The sequence below is a fragment of the Arthrobacter sp. CC3 genome (assembly GCF_039907775.1).
In the GTDB taxonomy this organism is placed as follows: Bacteria; Actinomycetota; Actinomycetes; order Actinomycetales; family Micrococcaceae; genus Arthrobacter.
The window spans coordinates 69,880-89,040 of the sequence record NZ_JARCCY010000014.1 but is presented as its reverse complement, the minus strand read 5'-3'; the positions used below and the strand labels follow the sequence as shown (position 1 = coordinate 89,040).

Here is a 19,161-nt window from a genome sequence, read left to right as displayed (position 1 = left end):
TCGGGTGTCCTCTCGTGCCGGTCGATACCCGGACCAACCGTGGATCCGGTGGCCGCCCGGGCTTGGAACACTTCATATGTTGCCCGAGTCCTGCGTGACTGCATAGGGGACGGTTCGGCCTACACCTCGGAGGCGCGGCCCTCCGTGCAGAAATCAGCGCCGGGCCATAAGCTCAGGGCATGGCCAGATACTTTGACGTGCACCCCGACGATCCCCAGCCCCGTGCGATCGGACAAATAGTGGAGCTGGTGAGGACTGGCGGACTGATCGCCTACCCCACCGACTCCTGTTACGCCCTTGGTGCACAGCTGGGAAACCGGGACGCCCTGGACCGCATCCGGTCCATCCGGCAGCTCGACAGCAAGCACCACTTCACCTTGGTCTGCAAGGATTTTGCCCAGCTGGGCCAGTTCGTCCAGATCGACAACGACGTGTTCCGCAGCATCAAGGCTGTCACGCCGGGCAGCTACACGTTCATCCTTCCGGCCACCAAGGAAGTGCCCAAGCGCCTGCTGCATCCGAAGAAGAAGACCGTTGGTGTCCGCATCCCGGACAACGCCGTGGTCCAGGCGCTGCTGGCCGAGTTGGGTGAGCCGCTGCTCTCCAGCACGCTGCTGCTGCCCGACGAGGAGGAACCCCTCACCCAGGGCTGGGAGATCAAGGAACGGCTGGACCACGTAGTGGACGCGGTGGTTGATTCCGGCGACTGCGGGGCGGAGCCGACGACGGTCATTGACTTCTCCGGCGGATCGGCGGAAGTGGTGCGGCGGGGCATGGGTGACCCGTCCCGGTTCGAGTAGCCGCCATCTCGCCTGAAAACCGGGCGGGCGCCTGCGGCAGCCTTCTTTGGGCAGGCGGCCGCGGACGCCCTCTCCGGCTGGCTCAGTCCTTCTTGCGCGCCCTGCTGGGCTGAACCCGTGGAGGTTCGCCCGGCATCTTCGGATAATCCGGCGGGAACGGCAGCTCCCCGAGGCCGGAGCCGACGTCGCGTTCCCACCATTCGAGCAGCACGTCGATCTTCCCGGGTTTATCCTTCATGTCCGCCCACGGGTCTCCAACGGTCTTTAGCCGGTCCGGGACGGTGAGGATGGTGAAATTCTTCGGATCGGCGCTCTCCAGTTCGTCCCAGCTGATCGGGCAGGACACCGGGGCGTGGCCCAGCGCACGGGGGCTGTAGGCGCCGGCTATGGTGCGGTCGCGGTTGGCCTGATTGAAGTCCACGAACACCCGTTCGCCGCGTTCTTCCTTCCACCATGCTGTGGTGACCTTGTCCGGCATCCGCCGTTCCAGTTCACGGGCGGCGGCGATGACGGCATGGCGGACGTCCAGGAACTCACGGGTCGGCTCCACCGGGGCGTAGACGTGCAGTCCGCGGTTGCCCGAGGTCTTGATGAATGTGGTGAGTCCGGCTTCCGCGAGCACGTCCTTGAGCTCCAGCGCCGCCGGGATCGCGTCGTCGAAGTCCGTTCCCGGCTGGGGGTCCAGGTCGATCCGCAGCTGGTCCGGGTTGTCCGTGTTTTCGGCGAGTGAGGGCCAGGGGTGGAACACCACGGTGTTCATCTGGGCGGCCCAGACGGCGGCGGCCGGTTCGTCCAGGACCAGCATGGGATGCGAGCGCGCACTCGGGAACACCACCTTCACCGACCGGATGAAGTCCGGTGTGCCCTTCGGCGGGTTCTTGGAAAAGAACTGCTCGTCCTCCACGCCGTCCGAAAAACGCTGCAGCGCGACGGGCCGGCCGCCGTTCGCCGCGATGAAGGCGTCCCCCACGTCCGCCAGGTAGCGTGCAAGGTCCAGCTTGGTCAGGCCCAGCTCCGGCCACAGGACACGGCCGGGACTCGAGATCCGCATCTCGCGGGGACCGTTCGGCCCGTCAACGGTGAGGGTGGTGGATTCGCTCGCCATGGTGACAACCTACCCCGCGCGCCCCGCTCCGTCAGTAGCTGGCGTCCGAATGGAAGAAAGTTGGGCCCGCTCACTGGGCACGCGCCTGCGGGTCTGTCAGGATGTGAACTGGCCGGTTGCCGCCACCGGTGCCCGGGAAATCGTCGAAGGAGACCCGTTCCATGGTTGAAGCCGCAGGTGTGGACCGGGCATTGTGGCAGCACGCACTGAGCGCCCTGGGCGCGCAGGCGGACCTTCTGCCGAAGGGGCAGGACAGCTCCGATTTCCGCCGCCGTTTCGACCGCCATTTCCCTGACCTGTACCGGCTCTTCCATGCCCTGTACGGGACGCGGCCGGACTTCCAGGACCAGCTGACGGCACTCGTGCTTCAGACTGCCCGGTCCTGGAACGACCGCCCGGCTGAACTCAAGGCACTTGATGCCGAACGGGAGCACGACAGCGGGTGGTTCCTCTCGAACAACATGCTGGGCGGCGTCTGCTACGTTGACCGCTATGCCGGGGACCTTGACGGAGTGCGCGCCCGGATCCCCTACTTCAAAGAGCTCGGCCTCACGTACCTGCACCTGATGCCCCTGTTCCAGGCGCCGGAACCGCATTCCGACGGCGGCTACGCCGTCTCCAGTTACCGTGACGTCAACCCGAAGCTCGGGACCATGGAACAGCTGCGTGACCTCGCCGCCGAACTGCGGTCCAACGGCATCAGCCTGGTGGTTGACTTCATTTTCAACCACACCTCGGACGAACACGAGTGGGCGCGGCGCGCGGCCACGGGCGACCCGGAGTTCAGCGACTATTACTGGATTTACCCGGACCGCACCATGCCGGACGCCTTCGAGCAGGACGTGCGCGAGATCTTCCCGGATGACCACCCCGGATCGTTCATCGAGATGCCGGACGGCCGCTGGGTGTGGGCCACGTTCCACACCTTCCAGTGGGACCTGAACTACTCCAACCCGGACGTCTTCCGGGCCATGGCCGGCGAGATGCTCTTCCTGGCCAACCAGGGGGTGGACATCCTGCGGATGGACGCCGTGGCCTTCATCTGGAAGCAGCTCGGCACGCCCTGCGAAAACCTGCCGGAGGCCCACACCCTGCTGCGGGCCTTCAACGCCGTCTGCCGTCTCGCCGCGCCGTCGCTGCTGTTCAAGTCCGAGGCGATCGTCCACCCCGACGAAGTGGCGCTGTACATCGACCCCGCTGAGTGCCAGCTTTCCTACAACCCCCTGCAGATGGCCCTGATCTGGGAAGCGATGGCCACCCGCGACGTGTCGCTGCTGGCGCAGGCGCTCGAGCGCCGCCACAACATCCCGGCCGGGACGTCCTGGGTGAACTACGTACGGAGCCACGATGACATCGGCTGGACGTTCGCGGACGAGGACGCGGCGGAGCTGGGCATCAACGGTTTCGACCACCGGCGCTTCCTGAACTCGTTCTACGTCAACCGCTTTCCGGGCAGCTTCGCCCGCGGCGTTCCCTTCCAGGACAACCCGCGGACAGGCGACTGCCGCATCTCCGGCACGACGGCGTCGCTCTGCGGCCTGGAAGACGGCGCGGGCCAGGCGGTTGACCGGATCCTGCTCGCCCACTCGGTGGCCTTCAGCACCGGCGGGATCCCCCTGCTGTACCTTGGCGATGAAGTGGGGCAGCTCAATGACTACGGCTACGCCCTCGAAGAAGGCCACGGCACGGACAGCAGGTGGGTGCACCGTCCCCATTACCCCGGCGGGAGGTACGCGAAGCGCCACGACCGGACGACGCCCGAAGGCGCCGTGTTCGAAGGACTCCGCACCCTGATCTCCGTGCGGGGCTCGACTCCCGAATTTGCCGGGACCCGGCTGGTTCCCTTCAATACCAACAACCGGGGCGTCCTGGGCTACCAGCGGCCAGGCGAAGGATCCCTCGTCCTGGCCCTCGCCAACTTCAGCGACTCACCGCAGAGCATCACGGCGCAGACACTGTCCGGATTTGAGGGCAACGCAGTCGATCTAATGACCGGCAATCCGGTGCGGATCGATGGAGGCGTCAGCCTCAGGCCTCAGGAATTCCGCTGGCTGCGGGTGGCACCGGTCCGTGGTTGAGAGGCACTGATCCGGCATGATGGAGTCATGCCCGTATCCGAGTCCCCCGTAACCATCAGCGTCGGCGATCTCCAGGTCTCCGGTCTCTACGCCCGGCCCGAGAACCCGTTCGCCACGCTGGTCCTCGCGCACGGGGCCGGCGCCGGGATGGAGCACCCGTTCATGGCCGGGTTCACCAACGCGTTGAACGACGACGGCGTCGCCACCTTGCGTTTCAACTTCCCCTACCGCGAGGCTGGTCGGAAGTTCCCGGACCGCCCGCCCCTGGCAATAGCCACCTGGCGGGCCGTCATGGAGGATGCCGCCGCGAGGGCCGCTGCGCACTCCGACGCCGGTCCGGTATGGGCGGCCGGCAAGTCGTTCGGCGGACGGATGGCGTCCATGGCTGTCGCCGAGGGAATGCCGGCGGCCGGCCTGGTCTACCTCGGCTATCCGCTGCATCCCCCGGGCAAACCGGAGAAACTGCGCGATGAGCACCTCTACGGGCTCACCCTTCCGATGCTGTTCATGCAGGGAACGCGGGACACCTTTGCCACCCCGGAACTCCTGGAAAGGGTGGTGGCCCGGATCGGGCCCACAGCCACGCTCCACTGGTACGAGGGCGGCGACCATTCGTTTGCGGTTGCGGGCAAGAAGCGCGACGCCGGGGAGATCGGCGCCTCCGTGGCGGCCCCGGTCGCAGCCTATCTGAGATCACACAGCTCCTGAAGCTGGAAACTCACTGCCTTGGGGCCGTGTGGACCATGTTCGGGGGTACGGGCTCGTGGCGAAGATACGTGCGCCGGAAACGGCCGGTACCGGCTGTCAGTGCCCGCAGTTCCACCGCGTAGCGCAGCAGTTCCTGCTCCGGGATCTCCGCGCTGATCTCGGTACCGCTGCCGTCGGCCGCGGCGGTTCCGGTCAGCCGGCCGCGGCGGGACGAGAGGTCGCTCATCACCGCCCCCACATAGTCGTCAGCGACGCTGATGGTGACGGCCAGGACGGGTTCGAGGAGCTGGATCCGCCCAGCAGCCGCCGCCTCCCGCAATGCCAGCGCACCTGCTGCCTGGAACGCCGCGTCCGAGGAGTCGACGCTGTGCGCCTTGCCGCCGGTGAGCGTCACCCGGATGTCCACCACCGGGAACCCGGCTGACACGCCCTTCTGCATCTGGGCCCGGACGCCCTTCTCCACGGAACCGATGTATTGCCCCGGAATGACCCCGCCCACGGTCTTGTCGACGAACTCGAAGCCTGCGCCCCGGTCGAGGGGCTCCACGTCGATGTCGCAGATGGCGTACTGGCCGTGGCCGCCGGACTGTTTGACGTGGCGTCCATGGCCCATGGCCGGCGCCGCAAACGTTTCCCGCAGCGGCGTAATCACGTCGACGGTCTGCAGCTTGACCCCCTGCTCGCGCAGCCTGTCCAGCACCACTTCGCCGTGGGCTTCACCCATGCACCAGAGGATCAGCTGGTGGGTTTCGGGGTTCCGCTCAACCCGCAGCGTGGGGTCTCCGGCGGCCACCTTCCCCAGGCTCTTGGCGAGGGCATCCTCGTCGCTGCGGGTTGCTGCTTCCACCGCGACGGGCATCAGCGGCTCCGGCATGTCCCACGAAACAACGAGCAGCGGGGCCTCCTTGGCGGACACGGTGTCGCCGGTCTCTGCATTCGCCAGCTTGGCGATCGCGCAGATGTCCCCCGCCACGCAATAGGGCACGGGCCGGAGGCTGGACCCCACCGGGGAGTAAAGGTGGGTGAGCCGCTCGTCGCTGTCGTGGTCCTCATGGCCCCGCTCGGACAGCCCCCGGCCGCTGACGTGTACCGCGGAATCCTCCCGCAGCGTGCCGGAGAAGACCCGCACCAGGCAGACGCGGCCAAGGAACGGATCGATGGTGGTCCGAACGACCTCGCCGGCCAGGGGGCCCGCCGGATCGCACTCCAGCGGCGCGGCCGGTTCGCCGGCCAGGCCGGTTACCTGCGGCACGCTGCGCTCCAGCGGGGAAGGGAACGCACGGGTCAGCATTTCCAGCAGTTCGGTCAGACCGAGGCCCGTTTCGGCAGACGTTGCCAGCACCGGAAAGAAAGTTCCCCCGGCGACGGCTGTCTCCAGGTCGCTGACGAGCGCGCCGACGTCGATCTCCTCACCGCCGAGATAGCGGTCCATGAGGGTCTCGTCCTCGCTCTCCGAAATGATTCCCTCAATGAGCGTGCCGCGGGCACCTTCGGCCGCGGTGAGCTCCTCCGCGGTGGCTTCGCGTACCTGCGGAGCCGCGGAGCCGGCGGAATAGTCTGACACTGTCTGCGTGAGGAGGCCCAGGAGCCCGGTGGTTGCGTCGCCGCTGCGCACTGGGAGGTAGGCCGGCACCACCGAGTCGCCGAAGGAGCGCTGGCAGGCGGCAACCGTGGCCTCGAAGTTCGCCCGGGGGTGGTCCAGCCGGCTGATCACCACCGCCCGGGGCATCCCGACCTGGTCGCACTCGGCCCAGAGCGCCGTGGTGGCAGCGTCGATGCCGTCGATGGCCGAGACCACGAACAAAGCCGCGTCCGCTCCGCGCAGCCCGGCGCGGAGTTCGCCGGTGAAATCACCGTAGCCCGGCGTATCGAGCAGGTTGACCTTGATGCCGTCCACCACCAGCGGGGCAACGGACAGCACCACGGAGCGCTGTTGGTGCACCTCGGAGGGTTCGGCGTCGCTGACGGTGTTCCCGTCCGTGATCGATCCCATCCGGGAGATGACGCCGGTCGCTGCCAGCAGCGCTTCCACCAGCATCGTCTTGCCCGCACCGGAGTGGCCTACGAGGACAACGTTGCGGACCTTCTCCGGCGAATCGGCGGGAGCCCCGGCGGAGGCGTCCGCCCGCCGGGCATCAGAGGTGCCGCGGGCCGGGCTCTTGGACCGGCCATTTGAGCTTTTTACCGACATGAGCAACTCCAGGCGTCTTAGTCGTGAGCCGCCATGCGGCCTCTGTAAGACGATTCGACACCCTGAAGCGACTGAACTTCAAGAGGGAGATGCTGGGCCTGGCCTCCGGGGCTAGGGTTCGTCGTGCCACCACCCTTCCCAGGGGGTGGATGAGAGCTGCCCGCTCGGGAAAGCGCCCATGGAACCCGCACCGCCGGCATGCGGGTCCTTGTCCTTCCAGCCGGAATGAAGGGAGAGTGTCAACGTGCTCAAAAGAGTCATCATGGTGTGTCCTTCCGTTCGCTGCGTGGACCGCTGTGTCCAAGTAGGAATGAGCCTAACGGTGCAATGTTTCGCGGCAACGACGCAAGGTTTCCGGTGTGTATCGGTTACCTCACATGGCACTCCGGGTCCTTGCCGGGTTCACTCCGCAAGGATCAGGTACAGCGCCCGGCGGGCTTCATCAATCTTTTCGACGGCGGCCAGACGCTGTTCGTCGGTGGCCGCGACCCGGAACTGGTGGATGACGCCCATGAGCTTGCCGACGCTCTGGTGAAAGGCGGGTCCGGTGCCCTCGGGATCGGTGTTCCACGCGTTCCCCAGTTCCTCGGCATGTTCGGCCACGTACGCCGTGCCGGCATCGGTGAGTGTGAATTCGGTGCGCCGGCCCTCACCGACGGGCGTGATGAGCTCTTCGTCGACGAGCTGCTGCAGCGTCGGGTACACCGAACCCGGACTCGGACGCCACGCGCCGGACGTCTTCTCCGTGATTGTCTTGATGAGGCCGTACCCGTTGGACGGGGCCTCGGCCAGGAGCGACAGAATCGCGGAGCGGACATCGCCCCTGTTCGCCCGGCGCGGGCCGCCCGGTCCAAAACCCGGCCCGAATCCCGGCCCAAAGCCGGCGCCGAAACCCGCGCCGAATCCCTTCCCGAAGCCGCCACCGCCGTGCCCGTGGGGTCCGCGCCGGCTGCGTCCGCGCTCGAAACGTCCACGTTCCGGGCCGTTGTCTGAAAATTTGTCGTGAATGCCTCTCATGAGGGCATCCCCCTTTGTATATTACGGTCGCCGACCATCGGCGATACTTAACGATATATCGGTAAGTATCGCCGGTCAAGAGTTTTCAGAAGGATCCCGGAATTGGCGAATTCGGTTTTCCGGCCAATGGGAGCGCCAAACGCATGGTGGTTCCGTCCGGCCCGGTCCGTGCGATCTGTACGGTGCCGCCGGCACTGGTAGCGATATCACGGACCAGAGCCAGTCCGATGCCGAAGCTCCGCTGCGCGCCCTGCGGGCTCTGCGCCCTGACAAATCGATCAAAGATCCGAGACTGGTCCACCCCGCTTACGCCGGTGCCGGTGTCCGCCACCTTTATTACCGCGAGTTGCTTCTCAGCTGACGCCGTGAGCGTGATCCGGCCGCCGGCGGGCGTATGGGCCAAGGCGTTGTCGCCGAGCGCAAGCACGGCCCGGCGCAGGCTGCCCTCGTCAATCCGGGCCAGGGGCCGGCCATCGCTGCGGACCACGACGCTGATGTCCCGCTGTCCTGCCAGCTGCTGAAGGCTCTCGGCCACGGAGGCAGTGATGGCGGTAAGGTCAACCGGTTCGGTCGATGGTTCCGGTGGAGCCCCGGTCGCGGCCAGCAGGAGTTCATTGACAATGCTGGTCAATGCGGCAGTGTCCCCACGGATCCGGTCCAGTGCCCGGCCCTCCGTCGAGTCCGGGACAGCGTCGCGCTGGGCGAGCTGGATCCGGGCATCCAGGATTGCCAAGGGCGTGCGCAGTTCGTGGCTGGCATCCTGGATAAACCTCCGCTGCAATGCCAGCGCGTCCGCCAATGGCCGGATGGCGCTGCGTGCGCTTGCCCAGCCGATGCCCCCGGCAAGAACTATCCCGGCGGCGCCCGCCATGATCAGGGCTTTGAGCAGGTCCTTCGCGTCGAGATAGGCATAGTCCGCCGCGGGCGCTCCCGAACCAGGCAGTTCCGGGTGGGCCAGCTGGTTCATCAGGTACAGGGCGGCTCCGGAGAGCAGGCACAGAACCATCACTGCACATGCTGCGCTTATCCGGAGGGCCACTTTGAGCGAGGCCGTTCGGAGAGTGGCATGGTCGGGGCTGTCGCCGGGGGGCGTCGTCTCATTCATGTTCGCCTCATTCATGGGCGTCGCCGATCTGGTAGCCCACACCGTGGACGGTGCGGACCACCGCTTTGGAGATCTTCCTGCGAAGGTGATGGACGTAGGTGTCGATGACGCCGGGCTGGTCAGTGGGCTGGAACAGGGATGTGATCAGTTCGTCGCGGGTAAAGACCCGTTCCGGCTCGCTGGCCAGCGCGGCCAGGAGTTCGGTCTCCTTCGCAGTGAGCGAAACCAGTGGCCCGTACACCGAGCGGATGGACCTGGAAGCGGTGTCCAGCTCCCAATCCCCGATGCCGAGTGATGTCCGGGGCAGGGTAAAGCTGCGGGTCAATGCGCGGAGCCGTGCGTTCAGTTCCGCGGCGTCGAACGGCTTGGTCATGTAGTCGTTGGCACCGGCGTCCAGCCCGTCGACTTTGTCCTGCGTGGAACCGAGGGCCGTCAAAATGAGGATCGGAACGGTGATGCCCTTCGAACGCAGGGCCTTTATGAGTTCGACGCCGTCCATGCCAGGCAGCCCGCGGTCGATGATCATCACATCCCACACTTCAGTCAGACCGGCGTGAAGGCCGTCCCTGCCATTGGCAACAAGGCGGATCCGGTAGTCGATGCCAAGGAGCTCGGCCACGAGCGGTCCCAGGACGGCGTCGTCTTCGACCAGAAGCAGGGAAGGGACATCCTCTGTTGAACTCATAATGGCTATTCTTCCGTGGCCGGTTCCCTCGCAGGCATTTCGTCCCCGGCTGCGTCCGGTTCCGTGGCCCGGGACTTGTGGCGCCGTTTGAGAAGTTCCACTCCCCACGGCACCACGGACAGAAGCACCATGGCAATGGCGATCACATCGATGTTCCGGGCAATGATTTCGAAGTGGCCGAGCCAGGAGCCCAACAGGGTCACGGAGGCGGCCCAGACCAGCGCACCTATGATGTTCCACGCAGTGAAGGCCTTGTACCCGTAGCGGGCGATGCCGGCGGTCAGGGGTGCGTACGTGCGGACGATCGGAACGAACCTGGCCAGCACGATGGCCGGCCCACCGTGGCGGTCGAAGAATTCCTCAGTCCGGGTCAGGTGTGCAGTTTTCAGCACCCTGGCATCATCTGTGAACCACCGCCTGCCGAATCTGCGGCCCAGCAGGTAGCCCACTTGGTCACCGCCAACTGCCGCCGCCGTAACGACGCCGATCAGCACCGGCAGGGTGAGTTGCAGCTGTTGGTGCAGCAGCCCGGCGGTGAACAGCAGCGAGTCCCCGGGCAGGAAAGGGAACAGGACTCCGGATTCGACGAAGACCATCGCGGCGATCACGCCAATGGCCGCCGGTCCCATGCCTTGCAGCATGCTTGCCGGGTCAAAAAGGGAAAGAACGCCGGCTGAAGCGTCGAAGGCCGGGGAGCCGGTAAGTGCCTGAAGAATATTCACAGGGACCTCCTCAGGAGAGTTGCTGCGGGGTTGCTGTGTTGATGCGCAAAAGCTGAAACATCCGGCCAGCGAATCGGTTCCAGAGCCCCGTGAGCAGTATCAGGACGGCGCCGGCCGCGAGGAACGATGCAGCCACATCAGACGGGTAATGGACCCCGATATACACCCGCGACCACGCAACGACCAGGGCCAGGGCCACACCCAGGGCGGCCACCGTACGCGCCCAGCGTGTCCCGCGGGCCAGGGAATACAGGGCGAAAGCAAGGGTGATGGCGAACGAGACATGGCCGCTCGGGAGGCTGTCGGAGCCGGTTTCGGGTGCCAGTGGGTCGAACAACATGCCGGGGTTGGGCCGGTCCCGCCGGACAAGGAGCTTGAAGAATTCGCTCGCCACCCACCCCGACGCCGCCAACACACCGAAGGTGGCCGCATCCACCAACGACCTGCGGACCAGGAGCACCGCCAGGGCGATCAGAACAATGGCAACCAGACCGAAAACAGGACCAAAGGCCACGTTCAGGACCATCGCTGCAACCGTCAGGACGGCGGCATGGTGCCGGCTGAGGTCCTGGTCAACGCCCAGTTCAACGGCGCTCTCCCCAGGAAGCGATTGCACGGTCAGACCCAGCGCGAGAACCGCGGCGGCCAGGAGGACTGCTGAAATGATCCAATGCCGAACCTGGGGAAGCTCCAGCAGACCACGACGGGCTGCCGCCTGGCCTGTGCCGGTTGTGTTTACCGGACGTGGTTCGTTTCGGACTCGGTGGACTTCGGTCAATGGGCCACTTCCCTTCTGGGCACGGCGGACGGTTGCCGCCAGGACAAGCTTCGCCTCCTGCCCTTAAGGAATCCGTAAGAAACCGGACCGGCCTGCCTTGCCGATGAGCGAACTGTCCGTAGACTCGGCCCATGTCGCGTCGTGGGGGAACGGGGCCGGGCCGCTGTACCGCGGGGCTGGCAGTGCTGAGTGTGTTGATGGCCGGCTGTGCGTACGAGGACGCCGCCAATCCCCCGCCAACAGCCGCTTCCGTTTTCAGCGGCCGTCCTGCGCCGTCCGTCCCGGCGAAGGGCCCGGAGATTCTGGACATCGAAACGCGAAATTACGCCGAGCTGAAGAAGCGTCTCTCGGTGGCGGCCGGGTCTGTGCTTCTTGACGAGTCCGGCCCGGCCGACGGACCTGGCGTGGGCTTCAGCAAGACCGCCACGGTCAAGGCTGCGGGTGCGCACACGGTCACGGCGGCTTGTGTGGGTCTCGACGACGTCCAGATTTCACTTTCCCAGGATCCGCGGACCGGTCCGGAGCTGCCGGCGCTCGTTCTGGACTGCTCAGGAGTGCTGTCCCAGGTGGTGGAACTCCAGCCCGGATATGTCGGAGTCCATCTGACGCGGCAGGACCCCGGCGGTCCCTGGACCGGGGCTGTGGCCGGGATACGCATCACGGTCGACTGAGGCCGGGCTGCCTGCGTCAGCGCTACATCCTGTTCTTGGTCCGGGCGGTGGCCGGGGCCGTCCAGGGGTCCTCCGGCCAGGGATGCTTCGGGTAGCGGCCGCGCATCTCAGCCCGCACCTGCGCGTACGGTCCGGACCAGAACGACGCGAGGTCATCCGTCACCGCGAGGGGCCTACGCGCCGGTGACAGGAGATGAAACAGGACCGGGACCCGTCCGCCCGCCAACCGCGGTGTTTCTGCCCAGCCGAAGCATTCCTGGAGCTTGACCGCCACCACCGGCCTGCCGTCGTCGTGCCCTGCGTCCGGATAATCGATCCTCACGCGCGAACCGCTCGGCACCTCCAGCGTCTCCGGCGCCAGTTCTCCCAGCCGGGCGGCATCGGGCCACGGCAGGAGCCGCCGCAGCGGATCGGTGAGGTCGATGCCGGCTGTGGCCTTCCCGCCGGCGAGCGCCTCGAGTTCGGGCGCCAGCCAGTCGTCAAGGCGGGCCAGCAGCGCTTGCTCGGAAACGTCCGGCCAGGGTCCGCCCAGTTCCCGGTGCAGCAGCGCGAGGCGGCGGCGCAAGGCGTCCGCCGCCGTCGACCATCCGATGGTTCCCAGCCCTTCCTTCGCCAGCGCCCGGGCAACGGCTGCGCGGCCCTCGGCGGCTGAGGGCCGAACCGGCGTCGAGGAAAGCGGGATCGCACCCAACCGGCGCTCGCGCCGGGCCTTGACCCGGCCCTGGTCGAATCCGGCTTCCACGGTTTCACTCATCAGGTGCCGGGCCGCAGCCTCCGCCGTGTCAGCCGACAGTGGAGCCGCGGAACGGATAACGGCGCCGGTACCCGCGGCATCGCGGCCTTCAGCACGTGACACCTCAGCGACCGCCAGCCACTCGTGTCCTGACAGCGGGCTGCCTGCCGGAAGGCCGGCCCGGGTTCCGGAGGAGAGCAGATACCGCTCCCCCGCACCCGGGACGCGGCGCGCAACGCGGTCCGGGAAGGCGAGGCCGACGACGAACCCGACGGCCTCCGCGCCGGTCACCTGAGGCACGGCTTGGGATTTACCGACGGCGGCACCTTCGGTGCGGACGATCGCTTCCATCCGCCGGACGTCCTCCTTCCAGCGCCGGGCCGCCGGATCGCTGCCCGAAAGCAGCATGGCCAGCAGCCGGGTCAGGTCAGCGCCCGGAGCGCGCTGGTCTCCGGCCACGACGGCGACGGTCTCAGCCGCAGCACGGTGGCCGGCGCTTGCGGCGCCTTCGAACAGGGCGCGGGCCAGGCGCGGGTCGGCGGGAACCCGCGCCAAAATCTTGCCCAGCTCCGTCGCGAGACCGTCAGGACCTACGGCACCCAGCTCGCGGAGGACCTCGACAGCCTCCTCCATGGCCGCCACGGGCGGGGCGTCAGGGAGGGCCAGGCCGCGCCCGCCGGGTGATCCCCAGCAGGCCAGGACCAGGGCTGCTCCGGTCAGGTCTGCCACCGCGATCTCCGGGACCTGGTGGGCAGGGGCTGCTCCGAACGTCTTCTGGTCATAGCACCGGACCACCCGGCCGGGGCCCTGGCGTGCTGCGCGTCCGGCGCGCTGCACGGCTGAGGCGCGGGAGCAGGACACGGTTACCAGCCCGGACATGCCGCGGTTCGTGTCGCGCCGGGGCTCGCGGGACAGTCCGGAATCAATGACCAGCCGGACTCCCGGGACGGTCAGGGAAGATTCGGCCAGCGCCGTGGAGACGATGATCCTGGCCCGCCCGCCGGGTTCCCGCCCCGACACTGCACGGTCCTGTTCTGCCGGGCTTGCCTGGCCGTGGAGCTCCAGCACCTCGGCATCCGTCCGGCTGCGGAGGCGGGCTGCGACATACGACACTTCCCATGCGCCGGGCACAAAAACCAGAGCATCCACGTCTGCGTCCGCAGCGAGGGCCTCGGCATGTGATGCCGCCGCGGTGTCCGCCACGTGGTCCAGGAAGGCCCGGGTCACTCCCCGGGTGTCCAGCCGCGCGACGGCAGCCGGGGCCCATCTGGTTTCCAGGGGAAACAGCGCGGAAGGACAGTCGACCACGCGGGCCGGGCCGCCGTCGTCGTTCCCGCCGTTTCCCGCCCCGAGCAGGGCAGCGAAGCGCGGCGAATCCAGGGTGGCGGACATGGCCACCAGCATGAGGTCGCCGCGCAGCTCACGGACCTCGGCGAGCATGCCCACCAGCAGGTCGGTCTCCAGCCCGCGCTCGTGCACCTCATCGAGGATCACGGCGTCCACTGTCTCCAGTCCCGGGTCTGACAGCAACCGCTGCAGCAGGATGCCGGGCGTGACGAACTCGATCAGGGTGCCCGCCCCGCAAACCCGTTCGCCGCGTACCGTGTAGCCGATGCGGTCCCCGAGCCGGCTGCCATCCAGGGCCGCCAACCGTCGTGCCGCCGACCGTGCTGCGACACGGCGCGGCTGGGTCACCACCACGCGCGGGCTCCGGGCATTCCGTCCGGCGGTCGCCGGTGCGGGAACGGACCCGGCGGAAGCGATGTTGGCGAGCAACGGCGGAACGAGGGTGGTCTTGCCCGTTCCGGGAGGTGCCTGGACCACGGCAGTCCCGCCCGGTCCTCCGGAACGCAGGGCGTCCGCCAGCTCCCCCAGCGACGCGGCAAAGGCCAGGCCCGCGCCGATGGCGTCCACAGCGAAGGGCGGGTTGGGTCCGGCGGCTGGCGGGAGGAGCGGAGAAGTCACGCCTCCATTGTGCCCACTCTCGCGGCCGGGATTGTTCCAATCGAAAACAGGAAGCGTCAGCCTGCCGGTGCGCTGACCGCAATGAACGCGCCTTGCGGGTCGCCGATCACGGCGTTGCGAAACCCCGGCGTGGTCATCGGCGGCAGCAGGATGGTGCCGCCCAGGGCGGCGGCGTGCTCAGCCAGGGCGTCCGCGTCGCGGACGGCGAAATTGACGCTCCAGTGCGGAGGGACTGCCACGCCGTCGGTGGCCGTCACGACGGCAACGACGTCACCTGAAAGGCGCCAGAGCGCGAAGCCGGCGTCCGGCACGGAATCGAGTTCCCAGCCGAACATGGTGCCGTAGAACGACGCTGCTGCTTCAATATCCGTGGTGTGCAGCGAACTCATCGCCCAGGAGTCCGGGACATCGGCCAGCACGGCTTCGTCGCCCCGGCCGCTTTCCTCAAGGATGAATGGAACCCCGGTGGAGTCGGCCACCACGGCAAGGGCGGCTCCCGAGCCAGCGCCAAACGGCCCGGCCAGGAGCCTGCCGCCGGCTTGCTCAGCGCGGACGAGGCTCAGCCCGATGCCTTCGACGCGGATGTGGGTGTTCCACGACGGCCGGGACGACGCCGGAGCCTGGCCGATTCCGGCCACCGGCTGCCCGCCGAGACGTGCAATGAAGTAGTCGCCGTCGAGCCCGGACGGCATCGGCGCTGGATCGTCGAAACTCCAGCCGAAGAGCGGGCCGTAAAAGTCCATGGCGGCACGGGGATCGGGCTGGAATGTGTCCACCCGGCACGGGGCACCGGCGGAACGTGTGTTGCGGGCTGTCATTGATGCGCCCTTCCGTTGTGGTTACCGGACGATGGTTAGGGGCTCTGTTCGTGCGGCACACGACGTTCGTTCGAGGGTAGTCCCGGTTCCGCCGGCGCGGTTGTTCCTGCCGGTATCATCACACCAATCAACGCCGTAGGGCACCGCCTCCACCGCGGCAGGTCCGGCAGCTGCAGTCGCCGGGACAACAAACGTATAAGTGAAGGCGCCTCCGTCTGTCATGGGGGCCGTGGTGTTGATGACCTTTATGCCGGCCGCATCCGTGAGGGTGACCTGGATGCGGGCGTCCTTGCCGTACCGGGGATTGCAGTCAGCATCCGGCGCCTGGACCGTCACCGGGTCGCCCGCCCTGGCACTGGGCGGGGCCACCGAATAGGCGGGCGGAAGGCAGGGCGGTTCTCCGTTCCCGGGGGAAACCCCACAAGCAGACAACGACGCGGACACAATGACCGCAGCCACGCCGGCGCAAGCCGAAACACGCCTGCCCACGCGGTAAGGCACGGCCGCCTCCCCTTCAGGTTCTCGCGTCCGGCTATGGCTGTCCCGCAGCCCGAACGACGTCGAGGAGCCCATGGTAGACCGGCTTCCTCAGGCACGCCTCCGTTCGTTGCCTGGTCCGGGGCTAGGATCTCGATATGGGGCGTACAGAGGATTTGTTCGAGGGTGCGGCCACCGGCTTGCCCGAACCGGTCTCACGCGCCGGAGCCCTGTATGCGCAGGGGCCGGGCCGTGATGCCGAGGTCCGGCATCTGGCAGGTTACTCCGCGTTCATCGGGTTCTGTGCCGACCATGGCGTGAAGGCGGAGGAGCTCGCCGTGGACCCTGCGAGGCTCCTGTGGTGCCTGCACCAATGGGCTGCCGAGATTGATCGTGACAGCGCCGTGGGCGCCGCGGCAGCCGTGTTCGCCGGAAACACCATCGCGGGGCTCAGGCCGGACGCCCGGTGGACTGCGTCGCAAGGCAGCTCTCCCCTCGTGGGAAACCGGCAGAGGCAGTTCGACGTCGGTCGGCTGCTCGTGGCGCTGCGCAGCGCCGACGTCGAGTCCGTAGCGGGCCTCGTGACGGCGTTGTCGGACTGGGCTGAGGAAGAGGTGGAATCACCGTCGGTTCCGCCCGCGCACATTCCGCCGGTTGCGCCGTTGGCAGGCCAGCCTCGCTATGTCCGGCCGCTACTGCCGACGACGGCGTATTACTCACCGGAAGGTGTACTGATCCCCTACGGCCGGCAGTGGGGCGCCGACGGTCCGGCACCGGAGTCCTACAGCGTCGACAGCCATCCGGAGCGCTTCGCGGGACTGCACGCCGTCGCCTCGGCCCTGATCGATCACTTGGCCGCCGCCTACGACGTCGACATCGACAGCGACCCGGTCCATGCCGGCGAGGTGCTCATGAAGGCCCGCGAGGTGCTGCAGGCTGTCAGGGTCACGCCGCGCAGCGCCAAAGCTGCGCCGCTGACGTTTGTGTTCACGGGGTATCCGGGGGTTCTGATCCATGCCGGTATGCTGCATGACTTCCCGTTTCCGGTCTGCGGCTGCGATGCCTGCGACGAAACGGCCGGCACCGCGGCTGACCGGATGGAGATGCTGGTGCTTGCCGTGGCGGCGGGCGGCTACCGCGAACGCTACCCGGTTGGCAGCCGGAAATGGAGCGAATACGCGCTGACCGCGGTGGACGGCTCCGGATCTGAAAGCGGGAGCGGTGAACCCGGTCCGGTCGACGCCGTGCGCCTCCAGGACGCGGAAAACCGTTTGCGTGAAGTGGCCGGCGGCTGGCGCCCGTGGCCGTTGCGGCCGGGACTACGGCCCGGCAGTCAAAGCTGACCTCAGCGACGACGACCCAGCTCGTTGTGCCAGTATCGGCCGTCCTCGGTCCCCGTGCGCACAATGATGTCGGGTTGCGGCAAGGTAGAAGGAAACCTCGACGACGTCCCCCCAGGAGGCATCCTCACCCGCGGGCGGCATATCCAACAGGACGATGCGGACCGACGAGCCCCCTGACCTGCGGGCGAGGTTGAGATACACGCCAGCCGCGTCGGATGCGCCGACCAGGCCATTGACCTGGCCTGCGAAGAAGCGGTCAAAGTCTCCATCAATACCACCGTCCTCAGTCCAGACCAGGTCAAGCTGTCCGTAGTCGGTGTCAATTACCTGGTCTATGAGGATTTGTTTCACAGCCAGAGACTACGGCCACACGTTTCAGGGTGCCGTGTTGGTGACAGATGTTTCGATGGCGGTCCAGCCGATGGCGGTTCCTGCCGGTATTGATCCTTGAGGCTCAGTAAGGATGGCCCGTTCACCGATCAGGAGCCCGGTTGCGGCGTCGATGATGATCTCTTGACGCGTCTTGGACGGGCCCTCCTCAGTTCGTCCGATGGCGATACCGGTGCGGCCGTCCAGATTTGCCTGGTTTTCCGTGATGGTCACGCCCGGGATCATGGCCGCGGCCTTGTAGAGGGCGGCACGCAGATCGGCTGGCACAACACCTGTCCTGAGGAGGTCGGCGATGAACACCAGCGCTTCGCCGTCGACGGACTGGCCTTTCCCCAGTGTCTGTTTGTAGATGCTGTTCAGCAGCCGGTACGGGTCTCGGGGAAGCGCGGACATGTCAGTATGAACCCACCCGCCGGGGCTTCCATAGAAGGATCCGTTGGGTGCACGCAGCAGCTCGGGAAAAGGTTTGAAGTCGTTCTTTTCGACGTATTCCTTGGTCCTGGCGTCGAAGAATGTCGTGGGTACCCGCCCTGATCGCACCCACACCCACTCATCAGCGGGATCGGCCGGAATGTACAAATCAAGTTTTTCCGTGTCCAGCCACTCGTAGGTGGAACCATCAGCCTCGGTGGACGCGCTGCCCCAGACGTTGGTGCTTTTGACCCTCAGATACTGGCCCGGGTTCACGACGGGATCAGCTGTCATAATCGCCGTCTCCGCCGCATTGTTGAGGACTTCTGCGGCCTGCGCGGTCGCTCCGCCACGCCAGCCGGCGAGCCCGACGACGTCTCCCGCAACCAGTGCCACAACCGCAGCGGCGGCCGCTGTTGTGAGCCACAAACGGGTTCGACGGGGACGGCGGAAAAGGTTCGGCTTCCGCCGCGCTTCCTGCACGAGGAGGTTCTGGACGCGGTATTTCGTGTCTTTCGGGTAGGTCACTTCAGACAGATTCATGACAGCCTCGCTTCAACGGTAGTCGTGTCGAGTTGTTCGACGGGCTCCGGGTCCCGGTTCATGGCGGCCAGCTTGGCCCGCGCCCGGTGCAGTCTCGATTTCACTGTCCCGGTCCGTACGCCGAGGGTCCTGGCGGCCTCGTCCTGGCCGATGCCGTTCATCAGGCACAGGACAACGACGTCCCGTTCGCCATCGTTCAGTCCCGCGGTCGTCTCGAGCAGTTCGCGGACGGCACGTTCAGCATCGAGCCTCGAAGCAACCGCCTCCGCATGGTCTGCTTCGTGTCCGCCGTGCCGGGGATCTGAGTGCGGCAGCCTGGCTAGGAAATCAGCGTGTCGCCGGGACCCCCTGGCGCGGTTGCGGTTCGCGTTCGTTGCTACCCCGAGCAGCCACGGAAGGACTGTGTCCCTCTCCGGCCTGAGCCTGTCCCGCTGCCGCCACGCCTCCAGAAAGGTGATCGAGACGAGTTCCTCGGCGTCGTGCCAGGAACCACACCGGGAGAGGCAGTACCGGAAGACCGCGTCGGCGTGCCTGTCGAACAGGGCCCCGAATGCGTCGGCGTTGCCGGTGGTGCACTCACGCCACAGCTCTTCATCGGTTTCCCCCATTAGCCTCATGCCT

General features: G+C 67.0%; 18 protein-coding genes. 5 read left to right on the top strand and 13 right to left on the bottom strand.

Annotated elements, in window-relative coordinates:
- Positions 1 to 179: 179 nt before the first annotated feature.
- Positions 180 to 800, top strand: a complete 621-nt coding sequence (locus tag PV761_RS10740) for an L-threonylcarbamoyladenylate synthase (protein ID WP_028269343.1) — start codon at positions 180 to 182, stop codon at positions 798 to 800.
- Between the two features lie 82 nt (positions 801 to 882).
- Here PV761_RS10740 and ligD read toward each other — a convergent pair whose 3' ends face one another.
- Positions 883 to 1,905, bottom strand: a complete 1,023-nt coding sequence (gene ligD / locus PV761_RS10735) for a non-homologous end-joining DNA ligase (protein WP_028269344.1) — start codon at positions 1,903 to 1,905, stop codon at positions 883 to 885.
- Positions 1,906 to 2,066: 161 nt separating this feature from the next.
- On the opposite strand from ligD, the gene PV761_RS10730 reads away from it, so the two are divergent.
- Positions 2,067 to 3,983 (top strand): alpha-amylase family glycosyl hydrolase, encoded by a 1,917-nt coding sequence (locus PV761_RS10730; RefSeq protein WP_347896574.1) that lies wholly within the window; start codon positions 2,067 to 2,069, stop codon positions 3,981 to 3,983.
- 27 nt (positions 3,984 to 4,010) lie between these two features.
- Positions 4,011 to 4,691, top strand: a complete 681-nt coding sequence (locus PV761_RS10725) for an alpha/beta family hydrolase (RefSeq protein WP_347896572.1) — start codon at positions 4,011 to 4,013, stop codon at positions 4,689 to 4,691.
- A 10-nt stretch (positions 4,692 to 4,701) separates the two neighbouring features.
- Here PV761_RS10725 and PV761_RS10720 read toward each other — a convergent pair whose 3' ends face one another.
- The 7 genes from PV761_RS10720 to PV761_RS10690 form a co-directional block, all read right to left on the bottom strand.
- A complete protein-coding gene (locus tag PV761_RS10720) occupies positions 4,702 to 6,882 on the bottom strand; it encodes an elongation factor G-like protein EF-G2 (protein WP_347896570.1) in 2,181 nt (726 codons plus the stop codon).
- 111 nt (positions 6,883 to 6,993) lie between these two features.
- Positions 6,994 to 7,146, bottom strand: coding sequence for a hypothetical protein (locus PV761_RS10715; RefSeq protein ID WP_156037040.1), 153 nt, complete (start codon positions 7,144 to 7,146; stop codon positions 6,994 to 6,996).
- A 138-nt stretch (positions 7,147 to 7,284) separates the two neighbouring features.
- Complete coding sequence (locus tag PV761_RS10710; protein WP_028269348.1) at positions 7,285 to 7,899, bottom strand: PadR family transcriptional regulator; 615 nt, start codon at positions 7,897 to 7,899, stop codon at positions 7,285 to 7,287.
- An 85-nt stretch (positions 7,900 to 7,984) separates the two neighbouring features.
- Positions 7,985 to 8,905: a HAMP domain-containing sensor histidine kinase gene (locus PV761_RS10705; RefSeq protein ID WP_347896567.1), complete on the bottom strand. Its 921-nt coding sequence runs from the start codon at positions 8,903 to 8,905 to the stop codon at positions 7,985 to 7,987.
- A gap of 106 nt (positions 8,906 to 9,011) precedes the next feature.
- Complete coding sequence (locus tag PV761_RS10700) at positions 9,012 to 9,689, bottom strand: response regulator transcription factor (RefSeq protein ID WP_347896565.1); 678 nt, start codon at positions 9,687 to 9,689, stop codon at positions 9,012 to 9,014.
- A 5-nt stretch (positions 9,690 to 9,694) separates the two neighbouring features.
- Complete coding sequence (locus tag PV761_RS10695; protein ID WP_347896563.1) at positions 9,695 to 10,411, bottom strand: VTT domain-containing protein; 717 nt, start codon at positions 10,409 to 10,411, stop codon at positions 9,695 to 9,697.
- 10 nt (positions 10,412 to 10,421) lie between these two features.
- Positions 10,422 to 11,027, bottom strand: coding sequence for a phosphatase PAP2 family protein (locus PV761_RS10690; protein ID WP_269319482.1), 606 nt, complete (start codon positions 11,025 to 11,027; stop codon positions 10,422 to 10,424).
- A 293-nt stretch (positions 11,028 to 11,320) separates the two neighbouring features.
- On the opposite strand from PV761_RS10690, the gene PV761_RS10685 reads away from it, so the two are divergent.
- Entirely contained in the window at positions 11,321 to 11,860 is a 540-nt protein-coding gene (locus tag PV761_RS10685; protein ID WP_347896560.1) for a hypothetical protein, read from the top strand.
- 22 nt (positions 11,861 to 11,882) lie between these two features.
- Here the strand turns inward: PV761_RS10685 and hrpB are convergent, their stop codons facing one another.
- Together hrpB and PV761_RS10675 are read right to left on the bottom strand one after the other, a co-directional pair.
- Positions 11,883 to 14,558, bottom strand: a complete 2,676-nt coding sequence (gene hrpB, locus PV761_RS10680) for an ATP-dependent helicase HrpB (protein WP_347896558.1) — start codon at positions 14,556 to 14,558, stop codon at positions 11,883 to 11,885.
- A 56-nt stretch (positions 14,559 to 14,614) separates the two neighbouring features.
- Entirely contained in the window at positions 14,615 to 15,376 is a 762-nt protein-coding gene (locus PV761_RS10675) for a VOC family protein (protein WP_347896556.1), read from the bottom strand.
- Between the two features lie 635 nt (positions 15,377 to 16,011).
- On the opposite strand from PV761_RS10675, the gene PV761_RS10670 reads away from it, so the two are divergent.
- Complete coding sequence (locus tag PV761_RS10670; RefSeq protein WP_347896554.1) at positions 16,012 to 17,196, top strand: DUF6226 family protein; 1,185 nt, start codon at positions 16,012 to 16,014, stop codon at positions 17,194 to 17,196.
- On the opposite strand, the gene PV761_RS10665 is transcribed toward PV761_RS10670, so the two are convergent.
- Genes PV761_RS10665 through PV761_RS10655 form a run of 3 tightly spaced genes read right to left on the bottom strand, consistent with a single transcriptional unit; the run spans position 17,173 to position 19,148 of the window.
- Complete coding sequence (locus PV761_RS10665; protein WP_347896552.1) at positions 17,173 to 17,547, bottom strand: hypothetical protein; 375 nt, start codon at positions 17,545 to 17,547, stop codon at positions 17,173 to 17,175. The genes PV761_RS10670 and PV761_RS10665 overlap by 24 nt on opposite strands.
- Positions 17,548 to 17,571: 24 nt before the next feature.
- Entirely contained in the window at positions 17,572 to 18,540 is a 969-nt protein-coding gene (locus tag PV761_RS10660) for a CU044_5270 family protein (RefSeq protein ID WP_347896550.1), read from the bottom strand.
- Positions 18,537 to 19,148, bottom strand: coding sequence for an RNA polymerase sigma factor (locus PV761_RS10655; RefSeq protein ID WP_051628670.1), 612 nt, complete (start codon positions 19,146 to 19,148; stop codon positions 18,537 to 18,539). The genes PV761_RS10660 and PV761_RS10655 overlap by 4 nt, the downstream gene beginning before the upstream one ends.
- Positions 19,149 to 19,161: the final 13 nt, after the last annotated feature.

Bases quoted from the DNA above. Each gene is read 5' to 3' on its own strand.
- PV761_RS10740 (WP_028269343.1), top strand. From the start codon at position 180: ATGGCCAGATACTTTGACGTGCACCCCGACGATCCCCAGCCCCGTGCG.
- ligD (WP_028269344.1), bottom strand. From the start codon at position 1,905: ATGGCGAGCGAATCCACCACCCTCACCGTTGACGGGCCGAACGGTCCC.
- PV761_RS10730 (WP_347896574.1), top strand. From the start codon at position 2,067: ATGGTTGAAGCCGCAGGTGTGGACCGGGCATTGTGGCAGCACGCACTG.
- PV761_RS10725 (WP_347896572.1), top strand. From the start codon at position 4,011: ATGCCCGTATCCGAGTCCCCCGTAACCATCAGCGTCGGCGATCTCCAG.
- PV761_RS10720 (WP_347896570.1), bottom strand. From the start codon at position 6,882: ATGTCGGTAAAAAGCTCAAATGGCCGGTCCAAGAGCCCGGCCCGCGGC.
- PV761_RS10715 (WP_156037040.1), bottom strand. From the start codon at position 7,146: ATGATGACTCTTTTGAGCACGTTGACACTCTCCCTTCATTCCGGCTGG.
- PV761_RS10710 (WP_028269348.1), bottom strand. From the start codon at position 7,899: ATGAGAGGCATTCACGACAAATTTTCAGACAACGGCCCGGAACGTGGA.
- PV761_RS10705 (WP_347896567.1), bottom strand. From the start codon at position 8,905: ATGGTTCTGTGCCTGCTCTCCGGAGCCGCCCTGTACCTGATGAACCAG.
- PV761_RS10700 (WP_347896565.1), bottom strand. From the start codon at position 9,689: ATGAGTTCAACAGAGGATGTCCCTTCCCTGCTTCTGGTCGAAGACGAC.
- PV761_RS10685 (WP_347896560.1), top strand. From the start codon at position 11,321: ATGTCGCGTCGTGGGGGAACGGGGCCGGGCCGCTGTACCGCGGGGCTG.
- PV761_RS10675 (WP_347896556.1), bottom strand. From the start codon at position 15,376: ATGACAGCCCGCAACACACGTTCCGCCGGTGCCCCGTGCCGGGTGGAC.
- PV761_RS10670 (WP_347896554.1), top strand. From the start codon at position 16,012: ATGGGGCGTACAGAGGATTTGTTCGAGGGTGCGGCCACCGGCTTGCCC.
- PV761_RS10660 (WP_347896550.1), bottom strand. From the start codon at position 18,540: ATGAATCTGTCTGAAGTGACCTACCCGAAAGACACGAAATACCGCGTC.
- PV761_RS10655 (WP_051628670.1), bottom strand. From the start codon at position 19,148: ATGGGGGAAACCGATGAAGAGCTGTGGCGTGAGTGCACCACCGGCAAC.